Annotated in this window: 13 protein-coding genes; 5 read left to right on the top strand and 8 right to left on the bottom strand. The window is 68.9% G+C overall.

The annotated features are described in order from the left end of the window. Nucleotides 1-35: 35 nt before the first annotated feature. From PotMrB4_RS26910 to hslO, 4 genes are all read right to left on the bottom strand, one after another. Complete coding sequence (locus tag PotMrB4_RS26910; RefSeq protein WP_107330452.1) at nucleotides 36-638, bottom strand: nitroreductase family protein; 603 nt, start codon at nucleotides 636-638, stop codon at nucleotides 36-38. Nucleotides 639-740: 102 nt separating this feature from the next. Next, complete coding sequence (locus tag PotMrB4_RS26905; protein ID WP_172434915.1) at nucleotides 741-2,678, bottom strand: RecQ family ATP-dependent DNA helicase; 1,938 nt, start codon at nucleotides 2,676-2,678, stop codon at nucleotides 741-743. Between the two features lie 267 nt (nucleotides 2,679-2,945). Then, nucleotides 2,946-4,490 (bottom strand): phosphoenolpyruvate carboxykinase, encoded by a 1,545-nt coding sequence (locus PotMrB4_RS26900; RefSeq protein WP_074972300.1) that lies wholly within the window; start codon nucleotides 4,488-4,490, stop codon nucleotides 2,946-2,948. A 358-nt stretch (nucleotides 4,491-4,848) separates the two neighbouring features. Beyond that, nucleotides 4,849-5,742 carry an Hsp33 family molecular chaperone HslO gene (gene hslO / locus PotMrB4_RS26895; RefSeq protein WP_044405288.1) on the bottom strand — a complete coding sequence of 298 codons (894 nt, stop codon included), beginning with the start codon at nucleotides 5,740-5,742 and terminating at the stop codon, nucleotides 4,849-4,851. A 102-nt stretch (nucleotides 5,743-5,844) separates the two neighbouring features. Between hslO and PotMrB4_RS26890 the strand changes: the two genes are divergently transcribed. Then, nucleotides 5,845-6,636, top strand: coding sequence for a phosphatase PAP2 family protein (locus tag PotMrB4_RS26890; protein WP_082078204.1), 792 nt, complete (start codon nucleotides 5,845-5,847; stop codon nucleotides 6,634-6,636). A gap of 1 nt (nucleotide 6,637) precedes the next feature. Here PotMrB4_RS26890 and PotMrB4_RS26885 read toward each other — a convergent pair whose 3' ends face one another. After that, nucleotides 6,638-7,033: an RNA-binding S4 domain-containing protein gene (locus tag PotMrB4_RS26885; protein WP_172434914.1), complete on the bottom strand. Its 396-nt coding sequence runs from the start codon at nucleotides 7,031-7,033 to the stop codon at nucleotides 6,638-6,640. 113 nt (nucleotides 7,034-7,146) lie between these two features. Between PotMrB4_RS26885 and rimB the strand changes: the two genes are divergently transcribed. Both rimB and rimK read left to right on the top strand, forming a co-directional pair. Continuing rightward, entirely contained in the window at nucleotides 7,147-7,623 is a 477-nt protein-coding gene (rimB, locus tag PotMrB4_RS26880) for a retropepsin-like aspartic endopeptidase RimB (RefSeq protein ID WP_044405299.1), read from the top strand. After that, nucleotides 7,620-8,525: a 30S ribosomal protein S6--L-glutamate ligase gene (gene rimK, locus PotMrB4_RS26875; protein WP_044405301.1), complete on the top strand. Its 906-nt coding sequence runs from the start codon at nucleotides 7,620-7,622 to the stop codon at nucleotides 8,523-8,525. Before rimB ends, rimK begins: the two co-directional genes overlap by 4 nt. An 18-nt stretch (nucleotides 8,526-8,543) precedes the next feature. Here the strand turns inward: rimK and PotMrB4_RS26870 are convergent, their stop codons facing one another. The 3 genes from PotMrB4_RS26870 to ompR all read right to left on the bottom strand — a co-directional run bounded on the left by PotMrB4_RS26870 (nucleotide 8,544) and on the right by ompR (nucleotide 14,586). Continuing rightward, entirely contained in the window at nucleotides 8,544-12,320 is a 3,777-nt protein-coding gene (locus PotMrB4_RS26870) for a bifunctional diguanylate cyclase/phosphodiesterase (RefSeq protein WP_172434913.1), read from the bottom strand. A gap of 164 nt (nucleotides 12,321-12,484) precedes the next feature. Continuing rightward, nucleotides 12,485-13,798, bottom strand: a complete 1,314-nt coding sequence (locus tag PotMrB4_RS26865; protein ID WP_044405305.1) for an ATP-binding protein — start codon at nucleotides 13,796-13,798, stop codon at nucleotides 12,485-12,487. A 56-nt stretch (nucleotides 13,799-13,854) separates the two neighbouring features. Continuing rightward, nucleotides 13,855-14,586, bottom strand: a complete 732-nt coding sequence (gene ompR / locus PotMrB4_RS26860) for an osmolarity response regulator transcription factor OmpR (RefSeq protein ID WP_044405307.1) — start codon at nucleotides 14,584-14,586, stop codon at nucleotides 13,855-13,857. Between the two features lie 190 nt (nucleotides 14,587-14,776). On the opposite strand from ompR, the gene PotMrB4_RS26855 reads away from it, so the two are divergent. Continuing rightward, on the top strand, nucleotides 14,777-17,095 hold the full coding sequence (locus tag PotMrB4_RS26855) for a Tex family protein (RefSeq protein WP_172434912.1): 2,319 nt from the start codon (nucleotides 14,777-14,779) through the stop codon (nucleotides 17,093-17,095). Nucleotides 17,096-17,099: 4 nt separating this feature from the next. Further along, entirely contained in the window at nucleotides 17,100-17,483 is a 384-nt protein-coding gene (locus tag PotMrB4_RS26850; protein ID WP_044405311.1) for a PaaI family thioesterase, read from the top strand. Nucleotides 17,484-17,498 lie beyond the last annotated feature (15 nt).

Raw genomic sequence — 17,498 nt, 5'->3', positions numbered from 1 at the left:
GCACCTGGGGTGCGCAGCCCGGTGTGGGGCGGGGATCAGAAGCGGTCGCGGATCACGGCTTCGTCGAAGGCCAGCTTGCCGATGCGCGGCTTGGCTTCGACGGCTTGCTTGCCGACGGCGACCATCAGGCCGATGACGTGGTTCTCCGGCAGGTTGATCAGCTTGGCCACGGCGTCGAAGTCGAAACCGTCCATGGGGCAGCTGTCCAGGCCACGGCCGCGTGCAGCCAGCATCAGGGTCTGGGCCACCAGGCCGCAGCTGCGCATGGTTTCGTCACGCTGCACCTGGGGCTTGCCACGGTAGTAGTTGTCGATGGCGCCGGCCATGAATTCCTGCACCGGTTGCGGCGCGTCGGCCCAGACGCGGGCGGCGTCCTGTTCCCAGGCGTCGAGGCGGGCGCAGACCACCACCAGCATCGAGGCTTCGGTCACCTGGGCCTGGTTCCACGCTACTTCGCGGATCTGCTGGCGCAGGGCGGGGTCGCTGACTTCCACCAGGCGCACGTGCTGCAGGTTGAAGGCGGTGGGGGCGAGCAGGGCCAGCTTCAGCAGTTCGTCCTTCTCTTCGCGGCTCAGGCTGTGCTGGGTGTCGTAGCCCTTGATGGCGCGGCGGGTACGGATGGCTTCGTCGATGTGCATGGTCGGCTCCTGGTCAGGCGCAACGGTGGAAAGGGTGCGCCATCCTAAGCAGGCCGGTGAACGCCGACCAGTGAGGAATGGCGATAAAACACATCGAATTCATCACCTCCGGGTATCGGCCAGTTGCTGGCGCACCTCGGCGTAGGGGTAGGCCTCCAGGGCGCCGAAGGCGGGCAGGCTGCGGGCCTTGAGGCGGGTGAACACCGGGGTGGCGATGCCGCAGAGCAGGCGGGTCAGGCAGTCGACGCTGGGGGCGCGGCCCTTGGCCTCGCGGTAGCGCTCGATGAAGGCCTGGCAGCGGCCTTCCAGATCCTGTCCGGCGAGGGGCGCCAGCGGTGCCGGCTGCGGCAGCACCGCCACCCGGCCGGCGCACACGGAGCAGTGGCCGCAGGCGGCCGGGGCGGCCTGGTCGCCGAAGTAGCGGGCCAGCCGGGCGCTGAGGCAGGTGTCGCTGGCGAACAGCGCGAGCATGGCCTGGATGCGGGCGATCTCGCTGTCCTCCTGCTGGCGGAAGTAGCGGTAGAGCTCATCGGCCAGGGCCTCGGCGTCGAAGTCGGGCTGGCGCAGGGCGTAGACCTCGGTCATCTGCTTGCTTTCCAGCTCGATCCAGCCGCGCTCCTGGAAGAAGTCCAGGGCCTTCACGACCCGCGCACGCTCGGCGGCGTGGTCGCGGTAGAGCCGGTCGAAGTCCACGGTGCACCAGGTGCGCGCGCGGGTGGAGGTGTCCACCAGGGCCTGGACGAACTGCCGGCGCTCGCCCTCGAAGCGCGCCAGCAGTGCCTCGGGCTCGATCAGGTACTTGAAGCGGTATTCGGCGAAGTAGGCGAACAGCGGGGCGATCAGGCCGCGCAGCTCCAGTTGCACCAGCAGGGTCTTCAGCGGCAGCGGGCGGATGTTGCTCTGCTCGGAGAGGGCGCCGGCCATCAGCTCCCAGCGCCCGTCGGGCCCGGTGGCGCTGCGCAGTTCCTGCAGCACCTCGGCGATGCCGTCGCGCTCGGGGGTGTCGCCGTAGACGAAGTTCTCCAGCACGTTGAGGCCGTCGCGGTTGGCCAGCACCAGGCATTCCGAGGGTTGGCCGTCGCGGCCGGCGCGGCCGATCTCCTGGCTGTAGTTCTCCACCGACTTGGGCAGGTCGTAGTGCACCACCAGGCGGATGTCGGCCTTGTCGATGCCCATGCCGAAGGCGATGGTGGCGACCATCAGGTTCACCTCGCCGTTCATGAAGCGCCGCTGCAGGCCTTCGCGCACGCTGTGGTCGAGGCCGGCGTGGTAGGCGCAGGCGTCGATGCCCTGGCGGGTGAGGTGGGCGGCCAGCTCTTCGGCGCTCTTCTGCTGGGTGACGTAGACGATGCCGGGCTTGCCGGGCCGGGCCCGCAGCCAGTCCACCAGGTAGCGGCGGCGCTGCTCGCCGGCCACGGGCTCCACCTGCAGGTGCAGGTTGGGCCGGTAGAAGCCGGTGGTGACCACGTCGGCGGAGTCGATGGCGAACTTGCGCTGCATGTCGGCGATCACCGCCGGGGTGGCCGTGGCGGTGAGCAGCAGCACCTGGGGGATGCCGAACTCGCGCTGGTAGTCCGGCAGCTTGAGGTAGTCGGGGCGGAAGTTGTGGCCCCACTCGGAGATGCAGTGGGCTTCGTCCACCACCAGCAGGGAGATCGGCACCTGCTGGATGAAGTGGCGGAAGCGTTCGTTCTTCAGCCGCTCCACCGAGATCATCAGGATCTTCAGTTCGCCGCTGCGGGCGCGGGCCATGACCTCTGCAGCCTCCTCGCGGCTCTGGGCCGAGTCGATGCTGGCGGCGGCGATGCCGTGGGCGTGGAGGAAGGCCAGCTGGTCCTGCATCAGCGCCAGCAGCGGCGACACCACCAGGGTCAGGTGCGGCAGGTGCAGCGCGGGCAGTTGGTAGCAGAGGGACTTGCCGGAGCCGGTGGGGAAGATCGCCGCGGCCGAGCGGCCGGCCAGCACGGCGCTGACGGCGGATTCCTGGCCGGGGCGGAAGCGGTCGTAGCCGAAGACGCGGGCGAGGGTGGCGAGGGGCATGGCGTCACTCCGTTGTGAGGGGGCTGTCGATCATGGCCCGAAGTGCAACACGGTGGCGCCGTTGCAGGGCAGGGCACCGACCGGTCTGTCAGTAGGATGGAGCGGGTGTTGTTCCGCGAGGAGCAAGCTCGATCACTGTCTGTCCCCGGGAGCGCGGTTGATGGATGAGAAGAGCGTCATCCACCCTACGCCAGTGGCGGGCTGCAGCACGGGACAGTGGCCAATGAAAAAGCCGCCCGTAGGCGGCTTCTTCGTACAACGGGTCCCTTACAGCTTGGGACCGGCGTTGCGGATGGCGTCGGAGACGTCGAACTTCTTGAAGTTCTCGACGAATTTCTCGGCCAGGGCCTTGGCGGCCGCGTCGTAGGCAGCTTTGTCAGCCCAGGTGTTGCGCGGGTTGAGCAGCTCGGTCTCGACGCCCGGAACGGCCTTCGGCACGTCCAGGTTGATGATGTCCAGGTGCTCGGTCTCGGCACCCACCAGTGCGCCGCTCTGGATGGCTGCGATCACGCCACGGGTGGTGGGGATGCTGAAGCGCTTGCCGACGCCGTAGCCACCGCCGGTCCAGCCGGTGTTGACCAGGTACACCTTGGAGCCGAAGCCCTGGATGCGCTTGATCAGCAGTTCGGCGTACTCACCGGCCGGGCGCGGGAAGAAGGGGGCGCCGAAGCAGGTGGAGAAGGTGGACTTGATACCGCCGCCGGAACCCATTTCGGTGGAGCCGACCAGGGCGGTGTAGCCGGACAGGAAGTGGTAGGCCGCCTGTTCGTTGTTGAGGATGGAGACGGGCGGCAGTACGCCGGTCAGGTCGCAGGTCAGGAAGATGACCGCGTTCGGCTCGCCGGCACGGTTGGCTTCGACGCGCTTCTCCACCAGGTGCAGCGGGTAGGCGGCACGGGTGTTCTGGGTCAGGCTGTCGTCGCTGTAGTCGGGCAGGCGGGTTTCCGGGTTGAGCACGACGTTTTCCAGCACGGCGCCGAACTGGATGGCTTTCCAGATCACCGGCTCGTTCTTCTCGGACAGGTCGATGCACTTGGCGTAGCAGCCGCCTTCGACGTTGAACACGGTGCCCACGCCCCAGCCGTGCTCGTCGTCACCGATCAGGTAACGGCTCGGGTCGGCGGAGAGGGTGGTCTTGCCGGTGCCGGACAGGCCGAAGAACAGGGTGGTGTCGCCGTCTTCGCCGACGTTGGCGGCGCAGTGCATCGGCAGCACGTCTTTTTCCGGCAGCAGGAAGTTCTGCACGGAGAACATGGCTTTCTTCATCTCACCGGCGTAGCGCATGCCGGCGATCAGGACTTTCTGCTGGGCGAAGTTGAGGATCACGCAACCATCGGAGTTGGTGCCGTCACGCTCGGGCTCGCAGACGAAGTTCGGGGCGTTGATGATCTGCCATTCCTGGCGGCCCTGCGGGTTGTACTGCTCGGGGTTGATGAACAGGCAGCGGCCGAACAGGTTGTGCCAGGCGGTCTCGGTGGTCATCTTGACGGCCAGGTAGTGCGCGGGGTCGGCACCGACGTGCACGTGGGAGACGAAACGCTCGCGTTCGGTCACATAGGCTTCGACACGGGCCCACAGTGCATCGAACTTGTCCGCCGGGAAGGGACGGTTGATGGCGCCCCAGGCGATCTTGGCGTCGGTGCTCGGCTCCTGGACGATGAAGCGGTCAGCCGGAGAACGGCCGGTGCGATGGCCGGTCTGCACGACCAGCGAACCGTTGGCGGCCAGTTCACCTTCGCCACGGCGGATGGCTTCTTCGACCAGTTGCGCGGCGCTGATGTCGGTGTACACGGCTTTAGTGGCTTGCGTCATGTGGTTCCCCGTCGGCCAGAGGCCGAGTCCTCCAATGCGAAATGTAGTGAGCCTTGCGACCCGCTACAGCGAAAAAAGTGCGCCGGATTATGCCAGAGGAAACCGGGCGATTGCGAGATGACTGGATGTAAGGCACGTCCTGCCTGGGTTCCAGGCGAAATCAGGGGGTGCTGGAGGGGTTCTCCGTGACCACTCATCGGGGGCCGAAAGACCGCTACAAGACTTGAATCGCACCTGCCGGTCACGTTCCGGACCGCAGCTGCTGAAGCGACGATGCAGCGGGGGCCCCGGCGACATATCCACAGGGGCGCCCTCGCTACAAATGGGTAGCAGCCTTACGAATTCCGCCGAACGGTGCTCAGTGGCGGGTTTCCGACGGCGCGCGGCTGCCGCCACCGGCGAACAGCTGGGCCACGTCGGCGGCGTCGAAGCGGTAGCGCTGGTTGCAGAACTGGCAGTCGATCACCACGGCGCCGCCCTGTTCCTCCACCAGGGCCTCGGCGTCGGCCTGGCCGAGGCTGACCAGGGCATTGGCCGAGCGCTCCCGCGAGCAGCTGCAGTGGAAGCGCAGCGGGCGGGGGTCGAACAGGCGCACGGTCTCTTCGTGGAACAGGCGGTGCAGGACGGTTTCGTTGTCCAGACCCAGCAGTTCCTCGGCGGTGAGGGTGTCGGCCAGGGTGGTCAGGTGCTGCCAGCTGGCGGCACGGGCTTCCGGGTCCTTCAGGCGGTCGGCGGGCAGGGCCTGCAGCAGCAGGCCACGGGCGTTGCGGCCGTCGGCGTTGAGCCAGAAGCGGGTCGGCAGCTGTTCGGAGTTGGCGAAGTAGGTGGACAGGCACTCGGCCAGGTTGGCGCCTTCGAGGGTGACGATGCCCTGGTAGCGCTGGCCCTGACGGGGGTCGACGGTGAGGGTCAGCACGCCTTCGGGCATCAGCTGCCGCAGGTCGGCGTCGGCGCCGATCTGCTCGGCGTGATAGCGGGCGATGCCGCGGATCTCGCGCTCGCTGGAGCACTCCACCATCAGCAGCGGCACGGCGCCGCTGGAGCGCGCCTGCAGCACCAGCAGGCCGTCGAACTTCAGGGTGCCCACCAGCAGCGCGGCGGCGGCGAGCATCTCGCCCAGCAGCTGGGCCACCGGTTCCGGGTAGGGGTGCTTGGCCAGGACGTGGGTGTAGCTCTCGCCCAGGGAGACCATTTCACCGCGTACGTCGGTGTCGTCGAAGATAAAACGCTGGGAATTGTCGGAAATAGGCATGGGGGCAACCACAAGAGGGTGACAGATCGGTGACAGCGCACTATAAAGCGCGCCATTCCGCTGCCCGCGATAGATGAGGATGGGAATTTTATGGAGAAACCAATGCGCGTCCAAGCCTCCTGGCGATGGCCGGCCCTGCTCGGGCTGCACCTGCTGGCGGCCCTGGTACTGGCCAGCTGGCTGTGGCCGACCACCCGTGAACTCTGGGACCTGGCCGACGATGCCGCCTACCGGGCGCTGAATGGCTCTCTCGAAGGCCGCCCGGTGTGGATGGCGCTCTGGGCCTTCGCCAGCACCCGCCTGTTCGACATCCTCGCCGGCGGCCTGATGCTGGCGCTGCTGATCCGCCAGGACTGGACCTTCCGTCGCCACGAGCTGCGCCCGGCGCTGTTCACCTTCATCGCCCTGCTGGCCATGCTGCTGGTGGTGCGCTCGCTGTTCACCAAGATCGGCGTGCACTTCGGCTGGCAGCACGCGAGCCCTTCGGTGGTGCTCGGCGGTATCCAGCTGAGCGACCAGTTCCCGCTGCTGGAAAGCGTGTTCGAGGTGAAGGACCGTTCCAGCCGCAGCTTCCCGGGGGACCACGCTTCGGTGCTGATGCTCTGGGGCCTGTTCATGGCGATCTTCGCCCGTGGCTGGAAGCGCGTGACCGTGCTGGCCATCGCCACGGTGCTGATGCTGCCGCGCCTGGTGGCCGGTGCCCACTGGCTGACGGACGATGTGGTCGGCGGCCTGGTGATCACCCTGGTGGTCATCGCCTGGGGCTTCTGCACCCCGGCCGGCAGCCACCTGGCGCACCTGCTGCAATGGCTGGCCAGCCCGGCACTGCGCCTGGGCGGCTACATCCCGCTGGTGAACCGCCTGGCGCTGCTGGATACCAAGCGCCTGCGCTGACCTACTTGGCGGCGCCGCGCAGGGAATGGATCTGCCGGCGCTGCTTCTTGGTGGGCCGTCCGTCGGTCTGCACCCCCAGGGCCCCGGCCTTGCGCAGGGCGGCCGCTTCTTCACGGCGGGCGATGCTGTCCGCCGTCTCTTCGTACAGCGCCTGGGCCTCGGGCGCGCCCCGGCGCACCACCGACAGGGCACGAACCACCACGGTACGTTCGTCGAAGCCGGTGCGGATCACGTACTCGTCGCCGACCCGTGGCTCCTTGCCCGGCTTGCAGCGCTCGCCCCGGTGATGGACCTTGCCGCCCTCGATGGCCTCCTTGGCCAGGGCGCGGGTCTTGTAGAAGCGCGCGGCCCAGAGCCACTTGTCCAGGCGCACCTTGTCGTCGTCTTTCTCGCGCATCGTTGCTTTCCCTCCGGGGCACCCTGCGGGCGCCCGCACATCGTCGGCCGGTGGCGGATGCAGTTGTCACACGGCCCATCTAGAATGCCGGCAACTCTACCGGAATCCCCGCCGTGAAGACCTTCGATCACCTCTCCGTGGTCGGCCTGCGTGAATGGATCGCCCTGCCGGAGCTCGGCATGGTCGGTCTGCGAGCGAAGGTCGACACCGGGGCGAGCACCTCCAGCCTGCATGCCAGCGACATCGTGCCCTTCGAGCGCGATGGCGAGCGCTGGGTGCGCTTCACCGCGCACCTGGGCACCCTGGTGCAGCGGCGCCACCGCTGCGAGGCGCGGCTGGTCTCGGTGCGCACGATCAAGAGTTCCAACGGCCAGGCCCAGAGCCGCTACGTCATCAGCACCACCGTGGTGCTGGGCGATCGCGCCTGGCCCATCGAGTTCACCCTGGCTTGCCGCAAGGCCATGCGCTACCGCGTGCTCATCGGCTCCAAGGCCCTGGTGGACGGGCAACTGGTGGTCAACCCCGCCCTCAGCTACGTACAGGACAAGCCGACCCTGCCGGCGTTCGATTCCCTCCCAGGTGCCCAATGAAGATTGCCGTGCTGTCGCGCAACCCGCGTCTGTATTCGACCCGTCGTCTGGTGGAGGCCGGCCAGCAGCGCGGTCACGAGATGGTGGTCATCGACACCCTGCGGGCCTACATGAACATCGCCAGCCACAAGCCGCAGATCCACTACCGCGGCCGTGCCCTGGAGGGCTTCGACGCGGTGATCCCGCGCATCGGCGCCTCGGTCACCTTCTACGGCTGCGCGGTGCTGCGCCAGTTCGAGATGATGGGGGTCTACCCGCTCAACGAGTCCGTCGCCATCTCCCGCTCGCGGGACAAGCTGCGCTCCCTGCAACTGCTCTCGCGCAAGGGCATCGGCCTGCCGGTGACCGGCTTCGCCCACTCGCCGGACGACATCCCCGACCTGATCCGCATGGTCAACGGCGCCCCCCTGGTGATCAAGGTGCTGGAAGGCACCCAGGGCATCGGCGTGGTGCTGTGCGAGACGGAGAAGGCCGCCGAGTCGGTGATCGAGGCCTTCATGGGGTTGAAGCAGAACATCATGGTGCAGGAGTACATCCGCGAAGCCGGCGGCGCCGACATCCGCTGCTTCGTGGTGGGCGACAAGGTGATCGCCGCGATGATGCGCCAGGCCAAGCCCGGCGAGTTCCGCTCCAACCTGCACCGGGGCGGCACCGCCAGCCTGATCAAGATCACCCCCGAGGAACGCATGACCGCGATCCGTGCGGCCAAGGTCATGGGCCTGTCGGTGGCCGGGGTGGACATCCTGCGCTCCAACCACGGCCCGCTGGTGATGGAGGTGAACTCCTCGCCGGGCCTGGAGGGCATCGAGACCACCACCGGCAAGGACGTCGCCGGCATCATCATCGAGCACCTGGAAAAGCACGCCGGCCCCAACCTCACTCGCACCAAGGGCAAGGGCTGAGGCCCGTCCAGCCGCCCCTCAGGCCGAGTCGGCCAGGGCGCGCTCGCGGCGCTGCAGCCAGGCCAGGAAGGCCGGCCCGTCCAGCGGCTCGCTGATGTGGAAGCCCTGGCCCAGGGCACAGCCCAGCCGGCGCAGGGACTGGTACTGGGCGTCCGCCTCGATGCCTTCGGCGACGCATTCCAGGCCCAGGTTGCGGCCGATGGCGAGGATGGTCTCCACCAGTGCCGCGTCGCTGCCCTCTTGCTCCAGCCCCTCGACGAAGCTGCGGTCGATCTTCAGCCGGTCCAGCGGCAGGCGCTTGAGGTAGATCAGCGAGGAGTAGCCGGTGCCGAAGTCGTCGATGGCGAAGCGCACCCCCAGTTGCTTCAGCTCCAGCATGGTGGCAATGCAGCGTTCCACGTCTTCCATCAGGCTGCCCTCGGTGATCTCCAGCTCCAGCGCATGGGCCGGTACGCCGTGGCGCTGCAGGCAGGCGCGGACCCGCTCGACGAAGTCCGGCTGGCGCAGGTCGCGAGGGCTGATGTTGATCGCCAGCACTAGGGCGGGCCGGTGCGGCAGCCACTGGGCGAGGTTGGCGCAGGCCTGGTCCAGCACCCAGCTGCCCAGTTCGAGGATCAGACCGGTCTCTTCCGCCAGGGGGATGAACTGCGCCGGTGACACCACGCCGCGGCTGGGCGTGCGCCAGCGCAGCAGCGCCTCGGCGCCCACCACCTGGCCGCCGGCCAGTTCCAGCTGCGGCTGGAATTCCAGGAACAGCTGGCCCCGCGCCAGGGCCTGGCGCAGGTCGCTCTGCAGTTGCAGGCGCTGGTCGATGGCGGCCTGCATGGCCGGGGCGAAGAAGTGCAGCGCATTGCGCCCGCCCTGCTTGGCCCGGTACATGGCGGTGTCGGCCTGCTTGAGCACGTCGGCGGCGCCCTGGCCGTCGAAGGGATGCAGGGCGATGCCGATGCTGGCGCTGACCGCCAGCTCATGCTCGCCCACGCGGTAGCTGCCGCGCAGGCTCTGCAGCAGCTTGGCGCCCACTTCGGCGGCGTGGTCGGCCGCGCCGTCGGCCTCCGGTGCCAGGGCCTCCAGCAGCACCACGAACTCGTCGCCGCCCAGCCGCGCCAGGGTGTCCTCGGCACGCAGGCAGCCGGCCAGGCGCGCGGTGACTTCCCGCAGCAGGGCGTCGCCCACCGGGTGGCCGAGGCTGTCGTTGACGGTCTTGAAGTGGTCCAGGTCGATGAACAGCAACGCACCGAAGCGGCTGTCGCGGACCTCGCGGGCCATGGCGTGCTGCAGGCGGTCCAGCAGCAGGCGGCGGTTGGGCAGGCCGGTGAGTTCGTCGCTGTAGGCCAGGCGCTCGATCTCGCGCTGGTAGCGCTGGCGCTCGGAAATGTCGGTGATGCTCAGGCGGATCAGTTGCCGGTCGCGGCCCGGCAGGCGCACCAGACGCACCTCGCAGGGGCGCACGCGCCCGGCGAAGTCGCGCATCAGCCACTCGAAAAGCGGCGTTTCGCCGGCCAGGGCGGCGCGGGCGTGGGCGCGGCCGACCTCCTGGGAGCTGCGCCCGTCGGCCTGGTAGGGCGGGCTGAAGCTGTCGGGCATGCGCCCGAGCAGCTGCTCGCGGGGCAGGCCGTAGAGCCGTGCGGCGTTCTCGTTGGCATCGGTGATGCCGCGTTCCAGGTCGAACACCAGGATGGCCTCGGGGGCGTGTTCCACCAGCACGCGGTAGCGGTCCTCGGCCTCGCGCCGGGCGCTGACGTCTTCCACCAGGATCAGCAGGGCGTACAGCCGGCCCTCGGCGTCGCGCACGCCACGGACGTTGACGCGGGTGTCCACCGCGCTGCCGTCCGGGCGCAGGAAGCGCTTGTCCAGTTCGTAGCCGTCGCGCAGGCCCTGGCGCAGCTCCACCAGCAGCTCGCTTTCCTGGGGGCGGTCGTCCGGGTGGGTGATGCTCATCCAGTCGTGGCCCTGCAGCTGCTCGCGGGAGCGCCCGAGGATGCTGCACAGCTTGAAGTTCACTTCCTGCCAGCCCTGTTCCGGCGAGCACAGGGCCATGCCCATCAGCGGGGCTTCGAAGAACAGGTGCAGGTGCTCGTCGCGCTCGCGCTGGCGGCGTTCGGTGCGTTTCTGCTCGGTGAGGTCCTGCACCGCACCGTAGATGCGCATCACCTGGTCGCCGTCGCTCTCGGCCAGGCCCTTGAAGCGCAGGGTGCGCGGGATGCCCTTGGCGCTGGTGATGCGCAGCTCCAGGTCGAAGGGGGTGCCGGTCTCCTGCACCCGCTGCAGGGTGGCTTCGGCCTGCTGGCGGCTGGCGGCGTCGAAGAACTCCAGCACCCGTTCGAAGCTGGGGGCGCCGTCGGCGGGGTCGAGGTCGAAGATGCGGAAGGTGCCCTCGCTCCAGAACAGCGTGCGTGCCGGCAGCTGCAGCACCCAGCCGCCGAGGTCGGCGATGGCTTCGGTCTGGCTCAGCAGGTGGGTCTGGCGCAGCAGTTCCTCGCGGCGCATGGCCAGCTCTTCGGACAGCAGCTCGCGGGTGCTGACGTCGTGCTGCAGGGCGACGAAGTGGCTGATGCCCTCGCCGTCGCGCATCGGCGCCAGGGTCACCTCGTTCCAGAACAGGCTGCCGTCCCTGCGGTAGTTGCGCAGGATCACCTGGGTCGGCTCGCCTTTTTCGATGGCGGCGCGCAGGTGCCGCAGGGCGGGCTGGTTGCGGTCGTGCCCGACGAGGAAGCGGCAGTTGCGACCGAGGGCGTCCTCGCGGCGGTAGCCGGTGATGCGCTCGAAGGCGCTGTTGCAGTAGATCAGCGGGAAGTCGGGGTCACGGGCGTCGGCGATGGTGACGCCCAGCGGAGTCGCCTCCATGGCCAGGTTGGTCATGGCCAGCTCGCGCTGCATCTCGGCGCGGCGCCGCAGGTTCAGGCGCAGGTCGCTGAGGCTGCGCCCCACCAGCAGGGCGGAGACCATCAGCAGCAACACGCTGAACTGCAGCTCGATGCGCCGCGTCTCCAGCCACTGGCTGGCGTCGCCGAGCTCGCGCAGGGCCGGCAGCGCCAGCACGCTGATGGTGGTGACCACCGCGCCCCAGAGTGCGCCGCTGAAGCCCCAGCCGAGGGCCAGGCCGAGGATCGCCAGGCCGATCACCGGCAGGGTCATGGGCAGCGGCATCACCGCCATCAGCAGTGGCAATGCCACCGCCGGCAGCAGCAGGACGGGCCAGGGTGGCAGGCGGCGGATGGCCTCCGGCAGCGGCTCGTAGACGCCGAGCGCCCAGCCGTTGCGGCGCAGCCAGGGGGTGCCGTAGACCAGCAGCGGCAGGCTCAATACCAGGGTGGTGAGGCTGTCGCCCAGCCACATCTGCAGGCTGGCCAGCAGCCAGGCCTGGCGGGTGATGACGCCGGTGGCCAGCAGGCTGGCCTGGACGCCGAGGCTGACCAGGGTCACCGGCACCAGCACGCCCAGCAGCATGAAGCGCAGCAGGCTGGCGAAGTCCGGCAGGCCGGCTTCGGCCTGGTGCCGGCGCAACAGCAGCCAGGCGACGCCGATGGAGAGGGTTTCGGGCAGGGCGTAAAACGGTGCCAGGTGCCAGTCCAGCCCCCACAGCGGGATGCTCGCGACGGCGTTGAGGTAGACGCTGGCCAGTACCCGGGGGCCCCACCAGAGGGTCAGCACCAGGCCGAGGGCGAATGGCAGGTACCAGAGCGCGACACCGCCCGAAATCTGGGTGCCCAGCGACATCCAGGTGGCCAGGTGCAGCAGGGGCAAGGGCACCCACCAGGTCCATCGGGGCGCAAGGGCGTGGGCGTCGGGCATGGGGGCCTCTTGTCGACGCAGGGCTGGGCAGGGTTCAGGGCGCCTAGAGTACGTGGATCAGGGCAAAGTGACACTATCGAAATGAGCGCCTTTGCGGCGCGTCGACAGAAGGCAGGCGGGCCCCGGGCCGGCCAGGCGACCCGGGGCTTGCAGGTGGGATGGACTCAGGCCGCGTCGCGCGGCAGCAGCAGCCCCAGGGGCAGGCAGACGCGGGCTTCCAGGCCGCCGCCGGAGCGGTTGCGCAGCTCGACGCTGCCGCCGTGCTGGGCGGCGATGCGCTTGACGATGGCCAGCCCCAGGCCGGTGCCCTTGCCGCCCCGGGCGCGGTCGCCACGAATGAAGGGGTTGAAGATGTCGCCCAGCTCGGCCGGGTCGATGCCCTGGCCGCGGTCCAGCACGCTCAACACCACGTAGGGCGCGGCGTGGTCGCCGGCCACGTAGGCCGCCACTTCCACACCGTTGTTGCCGTAGCGCAGGGCGTTCTCGATGAGGTTGGCGAGCAGGCGCTTCATCGACACCCGGCGCAGCGGAACCGGCGGCACCGGCTCCAGGCACAGGCGCACCTGTTCCTCCTGCTGGTTGTAGGGCGCCACCACTTCGCGCACCAGTTCGCCCAGGTCCATTTCCTCCACGCGTTCGTCGCGGCCATCGCGGATGAAGGCGAGGAACTGGTCGAGGATGGCGTCCATGTCCTCGATGTCGCGGACCATGTCCTCGGTCAGCTCCGAGTCGGCGCTCATCAGCTCCAGGGACAGCCGCAGGCGGGTCAGCGGCGTGCGCAGGTCATGGGAGACGCCGGCCAGCATCAGCTCGCGCTCGCGGGCGGCCTGCTCGACGTCTTCGGCCATCTGGTTGAAGGCGCGGTACACCTCGGTCATCTCGCTGGGTGTGTCGCTCACCGGCAGGCGCACGCTGCGGCCCTGGCCGAGGTGGCGGGCGGCGAACACCAGGCGCTTGAGCGGGGCGTTGAGCTGGCGCACGAAGATCCAGGCGGCGGCGGTGGACAGCAGGCCGATGCCGAGGAACCAGCCGAGCACGCTCCAGATGCGCTGGCCGCGCAGCGGGTGCGGGTAGAGCGGGATGCGCACCCAGTCCGGGCCGAGGCTGGGAGCATGGACCCAGAGCGCCGGCGGGCTCTTGGCGCGCAGGCGGACTTCGGTCTGCGGGCCCAGTTCGGTCTGCATCTGCCGTTCGAAGATCTCGCTGTAGGGCCAGTGCTGTTCCGTCTGTGGCACATCCTCCTGGCTCACCCGGGCCAGGCCGGCGGCGCGGGCCAGCTGGTCGCGCTCGCCCTCGCTGGCGGCCCAGTAGGCGCGCAGGGTCAGCGCCGCGCCGTGGCTGTACTGGCGGTCCACCAGCACGTCCTCGTTCATCATCAGGTACACCAGGGTCAGCGCCTTGGAGAACAGCACGACGATGAGCACCAGCCAGAGGGTGCGGGAGAAGAAGCTCTGCGGGAACCAGTAGGGCGCTTTCATGGGCGGGCGGGTGCCGGGGGCGGACGTGCCGCGCGGAGGGCGCGCGGCGGGAAGGTTCACTTGTTGCCGTCCGGCACGAAGACGTAGCCGACGCCCCAGACGGTCTGGATGTAGCGCGGCTTGGACGGGTCGGGTTCGATCAGCCGGCGCAGGCGCGAGATCTGCACGTCGATGGAGCGCTCCAGGGCGTCCCACTCGCGGCCACGGGCCAGGTTCATCAGCTTGTCGCGGGTCAGCGGTTCGCGGGCGTGCTGGACCAGGGCCTTGAGCACGGCGAATTCGCCAGTGGTGAGCATGTGCACGTCATCGCCGCGCTTGAGCTCGCGGGTGGCCAGGGACAGCTCGTACTCGCCAAAGCTGACCACCTCGTCCTCGCTGGACGGCGCGCCCGGCACCTGGGGCGCCTGGCGGCGCAGCACGGCCTTGACCCGGGCCAGCAGCTCGCGCGGGTTGAAGGGCTTGGCCAGGTAGTCGTCGGCGCCCAGCTCCAGGCCCTGGATGCGGCTGGATTCGTCGCCCTTGGCGGTGAGCATGATGATCGGCACCTGGTTGTTCGAGGCGCGCAGGCGGCGGCAGGCGGAGAGGCCATCCTCGCCGGGCAGCATCAGGTCCAGCACCAGCAGGTGGAAGAGCTCGCGGGCCAGCAGGCGGTCCATCTGCTCGACGTTTTCCACCGCGCGCACGCGGTAGCCCTGTTCCTCGAAGAAGCGTTCGAGCAGACGGCGCAGGCGCGCGTCGTCGTCGACGATCAGGATCTTTTCACCCTCGGCGTTGGGGATGCTGCTCATGGTCACTCCAGATTCTTCGGCGCGGCATTATCGCTCAGGCCACCGGTGCGGCGGCCCGTCCATTGTTAGCAGATTTTTCCCCCAACGGTTCCCTGGCCGGCGCGGGCCGGTGTTTATAATGCGCCGCTCTTTTGCCCGGCCGGGCCTTGCCGGCCGGTTCTTCCGTTGCTTACAGGTGTGTTTTTTCTCAATGGACAGCATCAACAACCGTATCGCTGAAGAGCTGGGTGTACGCCCGCAGCAAGTCGCCGCCGCCGTTGCCCTGCTCGACGAGGGCTCCACCGTGCCCTTCATCGCCCGTTACCGGAAGGAAGTCACCGGCAGCCTGGACGACACCCAGCTGCGCACCCTGGAAGAGCGCCTGCGCTACCTGCGCGAGATGGAGGACCGCCGTGGCGCGATCCTCGCCAGCATCGAGGAGCAGGGCAAGCTGACGCCGGAACTGGCCCGCGAGATCAAGCTGGCCGACACCAAGACCCGCCTCGAAGACCTCTACCTCCCCTACAAGCAGAAGCGCCGCACCAAGGGCCAGATCGCCCTGGAAGCCGGCCTGGGCGAGCTGGCCGATGCGCTGTTCGCCGACCCGAGCCTGGCCCCGGAGGCCGAGGCCGCGCGCTTCATCGATGCCGAGAAGGGCTTCGCCGACACCAAGGCCGTGCTGGAAGGCGCCAAGTACATCCTCATGGAGCGTTTCGCCGAGGACGCCACCCTGCTGGCCAGCCTGCGCAGCTACCTCAAGGACAACGCCACCCTGTCCGCCCGCCTGGTGGCCGGCAAGGAGCAGGAAGGCGCCAAGTTCAGCGACTACTTCGAGCACGACGAAGCCCTCAAGGGCGTGCCGTCCCACCGTGCCCTGGCGATCTTCCGCGGGCGCAACGAGGGCGTGCTGAGCATCGCCCTGAAGGTGGGCGAGGAGCTGCCGGGCACCATGCACCCCTGCGAGGTGATGATCGGCGAGCGCTTCGGCGTGAAGGACCAGGGCCGCGCCGCCGACAAGTGGCTGGGCGAGGTGGTGCGCTGGACCTGGAAGGTCAAGCTCTACACCCACCTGGAGACCGACCTGCTGGGCGAGCTGCGCGAAGCCGCCGAGACCGAGGCGATCAACGTCTTCGCCCGCAACCTGCATGACCTGCTGCTGGCCGCCCCGGCCGGCCCGCGCTGCACCCTGGGCCTGGACCCGGGCCTGCGCACCGGCTGCAAGGTGGCCGTGGTGGATGCCACCGGCAAGCTGCTGGACACCGCCACCGTCTACCCCCACGTGCCCCACAACAAGTGGGACGAGACCCTGGCCACCCTCGGCAAGCTCTGCGCCAAGCACGGCGTCGAGCTGATCGCCATCGGCAACGGCACCGCCAGCCGCGAGACCGACAAGCTGGCCGGCGAGCTGGTGCGCAAGCTGCCGGGCCTGAAGCTCACCAAGATCATGGTCAGCGAGGCCGGCGCCTCGGTGTACTCCGCCTCGGAACTGGCGGCCAAGGAGTTCCCCGAGCTGGACGTGTCCCTGCGTGGCGCCGTCTCCATCGCCCGCCGCCTGCAGGACCCGCTGGCCGAGCTGGTGAAGATCGACCCGAAATCCATCGGCGTCGGCCAGTACCAGCACGACGTCTCCCAGCTGCAGCTGGCGCGCAGCCTGGACGCCGTGGTCGAGGACTGCGTGAACGCCGTCGGCGTGGACGTGAACACCGCCTCCGCCGCCCTGCTGGCGCGCATCTCCGGCCTCAATAGCACCCTGGCGCAGAACATCGTCACCTACCGTGACGCCAACGGCGCGTTCAAGACCCGCGACGAACTGAAGAAGGTCAGCCGCCTCGGCGAGAAGACCTTCGAGCAGGCCGCCGGCTTCCTCCGCGTGATGAACGGCGACAACCCGCTGGACGCTTCGGGCGTGCACCCGGAGACCTACCCGCTGGTGCAGCGCATCGCCGCCGATACCGGCCGCGACATCCGCACCCTGATCGGCGACTCGGGCTTCCTCAAGCGCCTGGACCCGGCCAAGTTCACCGACGAGACCTTCGGCCTGCCCACCGTCACCGACATCCTCAAGGAACTGGACAAGCCCGGCCGCGACCCGCGTCCCGAGTTCAAGACCGCCGAGTTCCAGGACGGCGTCGAGAGCCTCAAGGACCTCAAGCCCGGCATGGTGCTGGAGGGCGTGGTGACCAACGTCACCAACTTCGGTGCCTTCGTCGACATCGGCGTCCACCAGGACGGCCTGGTGCACATCTCCGCGCTGTCGGAGAAGTTCGTCAAGGACCCGTACGAGGTGGTCAAGGCCGGCGACATCGTCAAGGTCAAGGTCATGGAGGTGGACATCCCGCGCAACCGCGTCGGCCTGTCCATGCGCATGAGCGACACCCCCGGCGAGAAGGTCGAGGGCCCGCGCGGCGGCGGTCGTCCGCAGGGCGGCCAGCGCCCTGATCGCAGTGCCCCGCGCCAGCAGCAGGCGGCCCCGGCGAACAACGCCATGGCCTCGCTGTTCGCCAACGCCAAGCAGATCAAGAAGAAGTAAGGCCATGGCACTCGATGACCCGCAGACCGCCAGCGCCTTCAGCCGGCTGCTCGGCATCGAAGCGGTGAGCCTCGGCGACGGTGTCGCCGAGGCCCGCCTGCCCATGGGCGAGCACCTGCGCAACCGGGGCCAGGTGATGCACGGCGGGGCGATCTTCACCCTGCTGGACATCGCCATGGGCCTGGCCTGCACCAGCGTCCACGGCTTCGACCGGCGCAGCGCCACCATCGAATGCAAGATCAACTACATCCGCCCCGTGGCCGACGGCGAGATCACCTGCCGGGCCCGCGTGCTGCACGCCGGCTCGCGCACCCTGGTGGTCGAGGCCGACGTGCTCCAGGGCGACAAGCTGGTCGCCAAGGGACAAGGCACCTTCGCCCAGCTGTAAGCGCCAGGACGGCGA

The organism is Metapseudomonas otitidis (assembly GCF_011397855.1).
GTDB lineage: Bacteria > Pseudomonadota > Gammaproteobacteria > Pseudomonadales > Pseudomonadaceae > Metapseudomonas > Metapseudomonas otitidis.
The sequence above is the reverse complement of the archived record's forward strand: the minus strand, read 5'-3'. Positions and strand labels throughout refer to the sequence as shown.